Source organism: Pseudomonas sp. NPDC087614, assembly GCF_044743485.1.
GTDB classification, from domain to species: Bacteria; Pseudomonadota; Gammaproteobacteria; order Pseudomonadales; family Pseudomonadaceae; genus Aquipseudomonas; species Aquipseudomonas baetica_A.
On record NZ_JBIUWN010000062.1, the window covers coordinates 1 to 12,299 of the forward strand.

A 12,299-nucleotide genomic window follows, 5' to 3' on the forward strand; every position below is an offset into this window, starting at 1 on the left:
CTCGCCAGTACCTGCTGTATTGCGACAAATGGTGAGCATGCAGGCGACTCATCACGCCTTTGTCGCAATACAGCAGGTACTGGCGAGTCGGATCCAGCTCCTTGAAACGAGCGTTCACTGCGTAGAACGGCATCGTCTGTACTTCTATTCCGGCAAGCTGCAGCGGGTCATCCTCGGCGGCATCCGGGTGACGGATGTCGATAACGATCTGACCGGCCAGCGCTTCGCCGACTTCTTCAATCTGCAAATCCTGGCCCAATTCGTCGATCACCCGATCGATCGGCACCAGTTTGGCGTTTTCGAGCGCTCGCTCGAGCACCGCCATGTCGAATTCTTTCTCTTCGTGCTCAACGCGACCACGCTTGGCAGCGGTCTTCGGATTGACCGAAATGACCCCGCAGTATTCGGGCATGTGCCGGGCGAAATCGGCAGTGCCGATCTCGTTGGCCGTGTCGATGATGTCCTGCTTGTGGGCGACGATCAGCGGACGCAGGACCAGTTTGTCGGTCACGCAGTCGATCACCGACAGGTTCGGCAGCGTCTGGCTCGACACCTGGGAGATCGCTTCACCGGTGACCAGCGCGTCGATGTGCAGGCGGTCGGCAATGGCCGTGGATGCGCGCAACATCATACGCTTCAATACGACGCCCATATGACTGTTATCGACTTTGCCGAGAATTTCTCCCAACACTTCTTCGAACGGAACACTGACAAATAGCACGCGTTGCGAGCTTCCGTACTTCTTCCAGATGAAATGCGCGACTTCCATCACGCCCAATTCGTGGGCACGACCACCGAGATTGAAGAAGCAGAAGTGCGCCATCAGGCCGCGCCGCATGATCTGGTAGGCCGCAACGGTCGAGTCAAAGCCGCCGGACATCAGAACCAGGGTCTGCTCAAGTGCGCCCAGCGGATAACCGCCAATGCCGTTGTGCTGGCTGTGGATGACAAACAACCGTTTGTCGCGAACTTCCATGCGCACTTCGATTTGCGGTGCCTTGAGGTCGATTCCGGCAGCGCCGCACTCGCGACGCAGCTTGCTGCCGACGTATTTTTCGACGTCCATCGAACTGAATGCATGCTTGCCCGCGCGCTTGCAGCGTACCGAGAAAACCTTCCCGGCCAGCGCATCGCCGTAGTGCTGCTTGCACTTTTCGGTGATGTCGTCGAAGTCGCCCAGCGGGTACTCGTCGATCTGCAGAAAGTGCGCGATGCCGGGCATGCAGGTCAGGCGCTCAACCATCTCTTTCAAGGCTTTGGGGTCGGTAACGCGGGTTTCCAGCTCGAGATTGTCCCACACACCGTTCACCACCACGGCCGGGTCCAGGTCACGGAGCACGGTGCGGATGTTCTTGGCCAACTGGCGGATAAATTTCGTCCGGACAGGTCGGCTTTTGATGGTGATCTCGGGGAAGACTTTTACGATTAGTTTCATGAAAACAGCGCGCGCTGGGCCAGCCGAAAAAGGGGGGCGCGGATTATAGCGGAAATTGCTCAAGGTTTAACCAGTTAATGTGCAGAAGGTTTTGCTTGCACCAAAACAGGTCATCTTTCACCTGAAGCGCTACATTAAGGGGCGACATTTTCATCTTTAAGGCGCTTTGAACCTTTAAAAGCGTGAATTTGGGGCAAAAAACCCATGCTGGGGCACTGGCATGCAATTTGCTCCCTTGTGAGGCAGGTTGCCTTGGCAGAGTATCTGCGCCGGCATCACCCATATTAAGGGCATCCATTACTAGCCCTAAGCCACCCGGAGGACACTATGTCGAAGTCGGTTCAACTCATCAAAGATCATGACGTCAAGTGGATTGATCTGCGCTTCACGGACACCAAAGGCACTCAGCACCACGTGACCATGCCGGCTCGCGATGCGCTGGAAGACGACTTCTTCGAAGTCGGCAAGATGTTCGACGGTTCCTCCATCGCAGGCTGGAAAGGCATCGAAGCCTCCGACATGATCCTGCTGCCGGACGACGAAACGGCCGTGCTCGACCCGTTCACCGAAGACGCGACCCTGATCCTGGTCTGCGACATCATCGAACCGTCGACCATGCAAGGTTACGATCGTGACCCGCGCGCCATCGCTCACCGCGCCGAGGAATACCTGAAGACCACCGGTATCGGTGACACCGTCTTCGCAGGTCCCGAGCCAGAATTCTTCATCTTCGACGAAGTGAAGTTCAAGTCCGACATCTCCGGCTCGATGTTCAAAATCTACTCCGAACAAGGCTCGTGGATGTCCGACCAGGACATCGAAGGCGGCAACAAAGGCCACCGTCCAGGCATCAAAGGTGGTTACTTCCCGGTTCCGCCGTTCGACCACGACCACGAAATCCGTACTGCCATGTGCAACGCACTGGAAGAAATGGGTCAGACCGTTGAAGTTCACCACCACGAAGTGGCGACTGCCGGTCAGAACGAAATCGGCGTCAAGTTCAACACCCTGGTGAAGAAAGCTGACGAAGTTCAGACTCTGAAATACGTTGTACACAACGTTGCCGACGCTTACGGCCGCACCGCGACCTTCATGCCGAAGCCACTGTACGGCGATAACGGTTCGGGTATGCACGTTCACATGTCCATCGCCAAAGATGGCAAGAACACCTTCGCTGGCGAAGGCTATGCCGGCCTGTCCGAAACCGCTCTGTACTTCATCGGCGGCATCATCAAGCACGGCAAAGCGCTGAACGGCTTCACCAACCCGGCGACCAACTCCTACAAGCGTCTTGTGCCAGGCTTCGAAGCTCCGGTCATGCTGGCCTACTCGGCGCGCAACCGTTCCGCCTCGATCCGTATCCCTTACGTCAACAGCCCACGCGGCCGTCGTATCGAAGCACGTTTCCCGGATCCGGCTGCCAACCCGTACCTGGCTTTCGCAGCACTGCTGATGGCCGGCCTGGACGGTATCCAGAACAAGATCCACCCAGGCGATGCCGCTGACAAAAACCTGTATGACCTGCCGCCTGAAGAGGCGAAAGAGATCCCACAAGTTTGCGGCAGCCTGAAAGAAGCCCTGGAAGAGCTGGACAAGGGCCGTGCGTTCCTGACCAAGGGCGGCGTGTTCTCCGACGACTTCATCGATGCTTACATCGCGCTGAAATCCGAAGAAGAAATCAAAGTCCGTACCTTCGTACACCCACTGGAATATGAGCTGTACTACAGCTGCTGATCCGGTAGCGCCGCGCTACGCGGCGTGACAAAAAGAGGCCTTCTTCGGAAGGCCTTTTTTATTGCCCGTGATTTCATTGGCGACGTACCACCCTGGAGCGGGCTTGCTCGCGAAGGCGTCTTGTCAGTCGCCATATCCTTCAGTGACCGACCGCGTTCGCGAGCAAGCCCACTCCCACAGGGATTTTTGGCGGGCAAATAATCTCTGGATATGTCCAGGGTTGGGCCTACCGTCGCACCTGGCCTATGCTGCAACCCATCGCGTTCATTCCCGGTCGATTTCATGGGTCGCTTCTTTCTCTCCATCCTGCTGCTGATCGCCGTTCCCGCCGCCGCGCAGATCTACAAGTACACCGATGCCAACGGCAACACGGTGTACAGCGATCATTCGCCGGACGGCGTCAAGGCACAGCCGGTTGACCTGCCGCCGCTCAACACAGTCGAGCCTCCGTCACCGAGCGCACCCGCCGCGCCCACTACCGACAACCCGAAGCCGTCGCGCAATGCCTATGACATTCTCGAACTCGCCGGCCTGCCCACCGAAGAAGCCCTGCGCGCCAACAACGGCACCTTCACCGTCAATGTGTTGATCAAGCCGCGCCTGCAGCCACCGCACCAATTCAGGCTGGTCCTGGACGACGAGCCTTACGGCCAGCCCAGCAACGTACCCATCCTGCAACTGGTGAACATCGATCGTGGCGAGCATCGACTCGCGGTGCAGGTGATCGATGGTCAGACGATCATTCAGCAGAGCCCTCCAGTGACCGTCACCGTGCAGCGGGTGCACACGCCATGATCCGCGCATGGCTGATCGTTGTGTTGGCACTGACGGCACTGCAAGCCACGGCGGAGGTGTTCACCTACGTCGATGGCCAAGGCAATCGCGTCTACACCGACCAGCCACGCGAGAACGCCAGGAAGGTTCCATTGGCGACCAGCAATCGCATGCCCGCCAATCCGACCGGCGCAGCACCGATCACCCCCGCGAAAAAGCCCCCGGAGCAACCGCCATTTCATTACGACATGCTGCGTATTCTGGTACCCGAGCCTGACGCAACCATCCGCAGCAGCGCCGGCGAATTGATCGTCAGTGTCACCAACGAGCCAGGCCTGCAAGCCGGCGATCGATATCGCCTGTTGCTGGATGGTCAGGCCACCGGCGAGCCCGGCGTCAGCCCGGTTTTTCCGCTAAGCAACATCGACCGGGGCAGCCACAACCTGTCGGTGGAAATCCTCGATGCCGCGGGCCGCACCGTCGAACGCACCGCCAACCAGCCCTTCCACATGCTGCGCATCTCGCTCGCGCAAAAACGCCAGGTTAAACCCTGCGTTACTGGGGACTACGGTGTGCGCCCGGAATGTCCGCTGAAAGACAAACCTGAAGAGCCGAAAAACCCCTTCCTGCGTTTCTTCTAACGCCATTGTGCTTTGCGCACTATATTGGTGCAAAAAACTGCACACTTCCCACATTCCAACCCATTTTGGTTCGAAAGTACCCGCAAGAGCTGGCAAAGCGCCACGCAAACGAGCGTCAAACGCCCGTTTCAGGGGCTGAGCGCTTCTTTTCGGAGCCTTGGTTTGGTTTTTGCATTTTCCATCCAAACACGCTTGTTTCTTGCGCACGCTCCGCCCCCAAAAGAGGCCTTGATGACTATTAGCGACGCAATCCCACGCTTGCTGCTCGACAACCTGACCACCGCCACCATTCTGCTCAATGCCCAATTGCGCCTTGAGTACATGAACCCGGCCGCGGAGATGCTGCTGGCCATCAGCGGGCAGCGCAGCCATGGCCAGTTCATCAGCGAGCTGTTCACCGAATCCACCGAGGCGCTCAATTCGTTGCGCCAGGCGGTCGAACAAGCGCACCCGTTCACCAAACGCGAAGCGATGCTCACCGCCCTCACCGGTCAGACCTTGACCGTGGATTATGCGGTGACGCCCATCCTCAGTAACGGCGCAACCCTGCTGCTGCTGGAAGTCCACCCGCGTGATCGCTTGCTGCGGATCACCAAGGAAGAGGCGCAAATTTCCAAGCAGGAAACCAGCAAGATGCTGGTGCGCGGCCTCGCCCACGAGATCAAGAACCCTCTGGGCGGCATCCGTGGCGCAGCGCAATTGCTGGCCCGCGAGCTGCCGGAAGACAGTCTGCGCGATTACACCAATGTGATCATTGAAGAGGCCGATCGCCTGCGCAATCTGGTCGACCGCATGCTCGGCTCCAACAAGCTGCCGTCGCTGGCCATGTGCAACGTCCACGAAGTCCTGGAGCGCGTCGGGCATCTGGTTGAAGCCGAAAGCCAGGGCTGCATCACGTTGGTGCGCGACTATGACCCAAGCATTCCGGACGTGTTGATCGACCGCGAACAAATGATTCAGGCGGTGCTGAACATCGTCCGCAACGCGATGCAGGCGATCAGCAGCCAGAACGAGTTGCGCCTGGGCCGCATCAGCCTGCGCACCCGTGCCATGCGCCAGTTCACAATCGGCCATATCCGCCATCGCCTGGTGACCAAGATCGAGATCATCGATAACGGCCCGGGCATTGCGGCGGAACTCCAGGAAACCATTTTCTTTCCCATGGTCAGCGGCCGCCCGGACGGTACCGGGCTGGGCTTGGCCATTACCCAGAACATCATCAGCCAGCACCAGGGCCTGATCGAGTGTGAAAGCCATCCAGGCCACACCACGTTCTCGATCTTTCTGCCACTGGAACAAGGAGCCACATCGACATGAGCCGTAGTGAAACCGTGTGGATCGTCGATGACGACCGTTCTATCCGTTGGGTTCTGGAAAAGGCCCTGCAGCAAGAAGGCATGACCACCCAGAGTTTCGACAGCGCCGACGGCGTGATGAGTCGTCTGGCCCGTCAGCAGCCGGACGTGATCATTTCCGACATCCGCATGCCGGGTGCCAGCGGCCTTGATCTGCTGGCGCGGATTCGCGAGCAGCACCCACGGTTGCCGGTCATCATCATGACCGCTCACTCCGATCTGGACAGTGCCGTTGCCTCCTATCAGGGCGGCGCGTTCGAATACTTGCCAAAGCCGTTCGACGTCGATGAAGCCGTATCGCTGGTCAAACGCGCCAATCAGCATGCGCAGGAACAACAAGGCCTTGAAGTCGTTCCTTCGCTGACCCGCACCCCGGAAATCATCGGCGAAGCGCCGGCGATGCAGGAAGTGTTTCGCGCCATCGGCCGCTTGAGCCACTCCAACATCACCGTGCTGATCAACGGCGAATCCGGCACCGGTAAAGAACTGGTGGCCCACGCCCTGCACCGTCACAGCCCGCGCGCGGCCTCGCCGTTTATCGCGCTGAACATGGCGGCGATTCCCAAGGATCTGATGGAGTCCGAACTGTTCGGTCACGAGAAGGGTGCGTTCACCGGCGCGGCCAACCTTCGTCGCGGTCGTTTCGAACAGGCCGACGGCGGCACGCTGTTCCTTGATGAAATCGGCGACATGCCGGCCGACACCCAGACGCGCCTGCTGCGCGTTTTGGCCGACGGCGAGTTCTATCGCGTTGGCGGGCATGTGCCAGTCAAAGTCGACGTACGCATCATCGCCGCGACCCACCAGAACCTGGAAACCCTGGTCCACGCCGGAAAATTCCGTGAGGACTTGTTCCACCGCCTTAACGTGATCCGCATCCACATCCCGCGTCTGTCGGACCGTCGCGAAGACATCCCGACCCTGGCCAAGCACTTCCTCAGCCGCGCGGCACAGGAGTTGGCGGTCGAGCCGAAACTGCTGAAAAGCGAGACCGAGCAATACCTGAAAAACCTGCCGTGGGGCGGCAACGTGCGTCAGCTGGAAAACACCTGCCGCTGGATCACTGTCATGGCGTCCGGGCGTGAGGTGCACATCAGCGACCTGCCACCGGAACTGCTGAACTTGCCACAGGATTCGGCGCCGGTGACCAACTGGGAGCAAGCCCTGCGTCAGTGGGCCGATCAGGCGTTGGCGCGTGGCCAGTCGAACCTGCTCGACAGCGCGGTGCCGGCATTTGAGCGGATCATGATCGAGACGGCGTTGAAACATACCGCCGGGCGTCGTCGTGATGCCGCGGTGTTGCTGGGTTGGGGGCGTAATACCCTGACGCGCAAGATCAAGGAACTGGGGATGAAGGTCGATGGTGGGGATGATGATGAGGGAGACGAAGGCTGATCAGCCACGACCCAATGTGGGAGTGGGCTTGCTCCCACATTTAGCCCTCCATGCACCAACCTAATGCACTTGGACCCGTGATCGGGCATCGCAACCTGTTCAAAAAACACCCAGAAAAAACTGAAAACCCCAAGCTGCAGAAGCATGAAAGCCTCGAATTACGGGGCTTTCATGCTTCTGGGGACTTTTTCTGTTTCCGAATACTGAAAACTGGCACGCCCCCTGCAATATCGCTTACAGGTGATTCGATTCACCACCCGTTTCGGGGACCTTGGTACAGGCAGGCCGGGGATTCCCCTCTTTACACCGGGCTCATACCGCAACGCGACGAGCCCACCCTTTTGGGATCCTTGGTACAGGCAGGCCGGGGGTTCCCTCTTTACAGCGGACCGACGCCAACAGCGAAGTCCACCTTTTTGGGAACCCTGATACAGGCAGGTCAGGGATTCCCGCTTTTACACCGCTGGCCCGGTTTCGGGGTCAATTGACCCTCGGACGCTTGGGTAAATGATGCAAGGGGTGGTTCTGCCGCCCAGGATCAAACGCCTTTAACTCCTCTTCCAGCCTGTCCAGCATCTGTCCGGGACTGACCTCCTCCTTTGCGATGCTTCTCAAGCGCGACTTTTCGACAGCGCCTGCCTTTTCGAAATGTTCAAGGAACGCCCAGACCCGGCGCTGTAACAGCTGACGCTCGACGAAGAATTCAGGCGTACGGCTCAGATTTCGAATCCGTTTGAACAGGTTGTTTTCAGAAATGGTATTCAACCTGTCCCAAAGCGCCAGCTTCTCTGGCACTTGCGCTTGCGGTACATGCCGCAGCCAGAGATCCGCCGACGTATCGACGCTCTCTACTCCCAACCAGATATCGGTGCCCGTTTGCCGACGGGCGAATATCAATCGCCTCAGGGACGCCGGGTCGGAGACAGGATTACCGGTTAAATTGAAGCCTGCTCTAAGCTCCACGGACTCGGGAATCGATCTGATTCGATTATTCGCGAGATTCAAAACTGTCCGGGGAATTTCAGACGTAATGCCTTCCGGAAACGTGTCGATATCGGTGTTGGAAAGATCGAGCTCCTGCAACTTGCTCATTCCTTCCAGCGAAGGCGTTTCAAGCAGCGCGTTCTCGCCAAGTTTCAGCACTTGCAACCCTTTGGGGCCATTCTCGGCGCCGAGCCCGACAGGCAACTGGCTGATTCCGGTGTGCGTCAAATCCAATATCCGCAGCTCGGACATCCCGGTAACGTCAGGAGCATTGCGTATATAGGGATTTCGTTGAAGGTCCAGTACCTCTAACCGTGACCGCACGGCCAGTTCACTCAGTCCGCCGGGCAGGTCTAAAAGCCCTGTGTTACCTAGTTTCAACACGCGCAGTTGCGCCATACCGCGCACCGAAAAACCGTACCCGACGGTTTGACCTTCCAGGTTCAGTTCCTGCAAGCGTGGCAACTTTTTCAACTGTTCGATATCGGCTGGCGCTATGTGGCCCCATGGGTCACTCAGATCAGCGACTCGCAATGCCTTGAGCATCCCGACGCCGTCAGGTAGTCCATTCATCTGGCCTGACGCACGCAGCACTTCAACGTTGGGAAACGCTGCAAAGAAATCCTTCACGACCAGCGGCGAAGGACCTCTCAGAGTAAGAGAAACAACGGAATTGATCGGTGTGGAAAAAACTGGAGTCATTTGCATTGGCCATGCACTCAGATCGATATACGCCTTGAAGCCCACCATTCGCCCACCGCGATAGACTCGCCCCCAAGGGTCGAGAGAGTCGCCTTGCCACTTATACAGTTGAATCAGCTTGCTACTCATTAACAGTCGACTAGCGCGCTCAGCGCCGGGAGAATCCTTGAGCGCATCCGTCCAGACGCTTAATTCACGCTCCAGTTGCGGCAAACCCGATTGAATACGCTTGAGTTCCGCCTCTACCGTCTCCTTGTCACCAAACCGGGATACAAAGTCATCCGCCTGTCGATCAGACAGTTGCGCAAGGTATTGTTTGACTTGCGCTCGAAGGGTCGAGTCAACCACCTCGCGCGCATGCCAGAGGCCGCTGTCATTGTCGCGCACCAACTCCGGTCCCGAGGCATACCGTTCACGGGATAACCGGGCACGAACCGTTGCCTCGACCAGATCCATTGCGACAAGAACAGTGCCGCCCTCTGACAGATCGACGTAAGTTTGCTTGTTAAAAACCCTGATGCCTCTACTGTCGGCACCCGGAAGCATTACGCCTGCGTTGATCACGTAATTCTCCAGCAGCGGCGCGGCTGCCGGAGGACGGATGTCATCGGGAGCCATGTGTACAACGACGGCCGGCGCCGGGCGGATGGCATCAACGCTTGCATCCCCTGAAGAGCCGGCTCGCGGATGAGGATTATCGAGAGAAATACCCGAATTGGCGCCTCGGCGGCCCGATGGGCCGGGGAGCAAAGTGTCCGCCTGAACCGATCGGCTCGAGCTACCTGGAACATCCACGTGGGTACTGCCACCGCGAGGTGGTTTTACTGGCATGTTTTTCATCCTTGAAGAACTCGCCCTTGGCATTCGCTCAAGGGACGAAGGTTCCGGCATCCTGCCGGTTTGAAAGAGAAGCGCACGATAGCGCGCACAGGGGATGAAGAAGAGCGGAAAGGCAGACTTGTGTGGTAGGAAACGGCATCAATCAGCGTGGGAGTGAACCTGCAGGGCGGTAAGCCTCGGCTCAGTTCGCGTGCAGTCGAATCTCCAGCCGCCAGCGGTCATCGAACTTGCTGCCGGCCCATTCTGCTTGCAGCGGCCGCGCCGCCAGTACTGTCAGCAGCAGCCCACCGTCACTTGCTCGCGTACGCCAATTCACATCTTTGCCATTGAGCTTGAGCTGACCTTTCTGCGCGCGGCCTTCGGCCTGAAACAACAACGCCACCGCACCATCGACGATCTCGCCGTGCAACTTGGGCTCGTTGTTGAACCACACCACCAGGCCATCGTCGGTGACGTCAACCTGCTGCAGCACGCTCGGATCCGGCGTGGTCAGGCGACCGATCATCAAACCGATCATCAAACCGACAATCGCCAGCGAACCGATCACCCGCGGGAATAGTTTCGAACGCGGGTCCGCTTGCGGCGTAGAATGCGCGTCATCTTTACCTTCGGAGCCGTGCATGTTTCACGTCATCCTTTTTCAACCAGAAATTCCGCCGAATACCGGCAACGTTATCAGGCTGTGCGCCAACAGCGGCTGCCACCTGCATTTGATCGAACCGCTGGGCTTCGAGATGGACGACAAGCGCTTGCGCCGGGCCGGTCTCGACTACCACGAATATGCCACGCTGCAACGTCACGCCGACCTTGCCAGTTGCCTGGAGAGCCTGGGCAATCCACGCTTGTTCGCGTTCACCACCAAGGGTTCGCGGCCATTCCATGATGCCGCGTTCGTCCCGGGCGATGCGTTCATCTTCGGCCCGGAAAGCCGTGGCCTGCCGCCAGAGGTACTCGACGCCCTGCCCACCGAACAACGCCTGCGCCTGCCTATGCGCGAAGGCTGCCGCAGCCTGAACCTGTCCAACACCGTGGCAGTGGCCGTGTACGAAGCCTGGCGCCAGAACGGTTTCAAATAACACCGCAAAACAAATGTGGGAGCGGGCTTGCTCGCGAAGGGGCCGTATCAGCTGACATCAATGTCGCCTGACACACCGCTTTCGCGAGCAAGCCCGCTCCCACAAGGGTGTTGCTTAACCGTTTACTGAACGGTCGGGGCCTCGCCGCTTTCCTGCATGCGCTGCAGCTCTTGCGCGTACAGGGCGTCGAAGTTCACCGGAGCCAGCATCAGTGCCGGGAACGAACCACGGGTCACCAGGCTGTCCAGGGTTTCACGGGCGTACGGGAACAGGATGTTCGGGCAGAACGCACCCAGGGTGTGGCTCATCGAAGCCGGGTCCAGGTTCTTGATCAGGAAGATACCGGCCTGTTGCACTTCAGCGATGAAGGCCACTTCGTCGCCGTTTTTCACGGTCACCGACAGGGTCAGCACGACTTCAAAAAAATCGCCTTCCAGCTCTTTCTGGCGAGTGTTCAGATCCAGACCGACGCTCGGATCCCACTGCTGGCGGAAGATCGCCGGGCTTTTCGGGGCTTCGAATGACAGGTCGCGTACGTAGATGCGCTGCAAGGAAAATTGCGGTGCGGTTTCTTCTTCGCTGGCTGCAGTGTTCTGTTGGTCAGTCATCTCAGATCCTTATCGATCTTGGGTCTTTAGGGAGTGCTGTACGTGGGTGCAGCCGTTCAGGCCTTGAGCAGCGCGTCGAGCTTGCCCGCGCGTTCCAGGGCATACAAATCGTCACAACCGCCAATGTGCTTGCTGCCGATCCAGATCTGCGGCACGGACGTGCGCCCGGCCTTCTGGGTCATTTCGGCGCGCACCTGCGGCTTGCCATCGACCTTGATCTCTTTGAAGTCCACACCTTTGTTCGCCAGCAGATACTTGGCTCGCGAGCAGTAAGGGCAGTAATCGCTGGAGTAGACGATGACTTCACTCATATCACTTCACCAGCGGCAGGTTGTCGCCTTTCCAGCTGGAGATCCCGCCGGACAGCTTGGCGGCGGTGAAGCCGGATTTCATCAGCTCGCGAGCGTGGGTGCCAGCGGTCTGGCCCAGTGCGTCGACCAGAATGATGGTTTTGGCCTTGTGTTTTTCCAGCTCGCCGATGCGAGCAACCAGCTTGTCCTGGGGAATGTTGATCGCGCCAACGATATGGCCAGCGGCGTAATCTTTCGCCGGACGGATGTCCACCACCACGCCTGCATCTTTATTGACCAGCGCGGTCAGCTCGCCGGTGCTCAGGCTTTTACCGCCGCCCTGCATCGTGTGCACCAGCAGCAGAGCCAGCAGTACGACGAAGATACCGACAAGAATGTAGTGGTTAGTGGCAAATTCAATCAGGTGAGCAACCATCGAAGGAGGTTCCAGGGCGTTAAAATGTC

Annotated in this window: 12 protein-coding genes; 6 read left to right on the forward strand and 6 right to left on the reverse strand. The window is 58.5% G+C overall.

Translation table 11 applies throughout. From position 1 onward, the window contains the following. Positions 1–1,435 (reverse strand): tRNA uracil 4-sulfurtransferase ThiI (gene thiI, locus ACIOWA_RS20630; protein WP_401161632.1); only part of this gene is annotated, 1,435 nt, incomplete at its 3' end. Between the two features lie 327 nt (positions 1,436–1,762). Between thiI and glnA the strand changes: the two genes are divergently transcribed. The 5 genes from glnA (at position 1,763) to ntrC (ending at position 7,334) form a co-directional block, all read left to right on the forward strand. Then, positions 1,763–3,169, forward strand: coding sequence for a glutamate--ammonia ligase (gene glnA, locus ACIOWA_RS20635; RefSeq protein WP_016985745.1), 1,407 nt, complete (start codon positions 1,763–1,765; stop codon positions 3,167–3,169). 282 nt (positions 3,170–3,451) lie between these two features. Continuing rightward, positions 3,452–3,964 (forward strand): DUF4124 domain-containing protein, encoded by a 513-nt coding sequence (locus ACIOWA_RS20640; RefSeq protein WP_401161635.1) that lies wholly within the window; start codon positions 3,452–3,454, stop codon positions 3,962–3,964. Further along, positions 3,961–4,584: a DUF4124 domain-containing protein gene (locus ACIOWA_RS20645; RefSeq protein WP_401161637.1), complete on the forward strand. Its 624-nt coding sequence runs from the start codon at positions 3,961–3,963 to the stop codon at positions 4,582–4,584. Before ACIOWA_RS20640 ends, ACIOWA_RS20645 begins: the two co-directional genes overlap by 4 nt. A gap of 231 nt (positions 4,585–4,815) precedes the next feature. Next, on the forward strand, positions 4,816–5,901 hold the full coding sequence (glnL, locus tag ACIOWA_RS20650; protein ID WP_339432995.1) for a nitrogen regulation protein NR(II): 1,086 nt from the start codon (positions 4,816–4,818) through the stop codon (positions 5,899–5,901). After that, the gene (gene ntrC / locus ACIOWA_RS20655; RefSeq protein WP_339494850.1) at positions 5,898–7,334 is read left to right on the forward strand and encodes a nitrogen regulation protein NR(I); all 1,437 of its coding nucleotides are present in this window, start codon (positions 5,898–5,900) and stop codon (positions 7,332–7,334) included. The genes glnL and ntrC overlap by 4 nt, the downstream gene beginning before the upstream one ends. Before the next feature lie 480 nt (positions 7,335–7,814). Here ntrC and ACIOWA_RS20660 read toward each other — a convergent pair whose 3' ends face one another. Further along, positions 7,815–9,638, reverse strand: coding sequence for a leucine-rich repeat domain-containing protein (locus tag ACIOWA_RS20660; RefSeq protein ID WP_401161639.1), 1,824 nt, complete (start codon positions 9,636–9,638; stop codon positions 7,815–7,817). A gap of 403 nt (positions 9,639–10,041) precedes the next feature. Continuing rightward, positions 10,042–10,482, reverse strand: a complete 441-nt coding sequence (locus ACIOWA_RS20665; RefSeq protein WP_339433525.1) for a hypothetical protein — start codon at positions 10,480–10,482, stop codon at positions 10,042–10,044. Between ACIOWA_RS20665 and ACIOWA_RS20670 the strand changes: the two genes are divergently transcribed. Continuing rightward, positions 10,481–10,936, forward strand: a complete 456-nt coding sequence (locus ACIOWA_RS20670) for a tRNA (cytidine(34)-2'-O)-methyltransferase (RefSeq protein ID WP_339433526.1) — start codon at positions 10,481–10,483, stop codon at positions 10,934–10,936. The genes ACIOWA_RS20665 and ACIOWA_RS20670 overlap by 2 nt on opposite strands. A gap of 122 nt (positions 10,937–11,058) precedes the next feature. Here the strand turns inward: ACIOWA_RS20670 and secB are convergent, their stop codons facing one another. From secB to ACIOWA_RS20685, 3 genes are read right to left on the reverse strand one after another with little or no spacing between them, the layout of a single operon-like run. Further along, a complete protein-coding gene (secB, locus tag ACIOWA_RS20675; protein ID WP_339433527.1) occupies positions 11,059–11,544 on the reverse strand; it encodes a protein-export chaperone SecB in 486 nt (161 codons plus the stop codon). A gap of 56 nt (positions 11,545–11,600) precedes the next feature. Next, a complete protein-coding gene (gene grxC / locus ACIOWA_RS20680; RefSeq protein WP_339433528.1) occupies positions 11,601–11,855 on the reverse strand; it encodes a glutaredoxin 3 in 255 nt (84 codons plus the stop codon). Between the two features lies 1 nt (position 11,856). Next, positions 11,857–12,270 (reverse strand): rhodanese-like domain-containing protein, encoded by a 414-nt coding sequence (locus ACIOWA_RS20685; RefSeq protein ID WP_339433529.1) that lies wholly within the window; start codon positions 12,268–12,270, stop codon positions 11,857–11,859. Positions 12,271–12,299 lie beyond the last annotated feature (29 nt).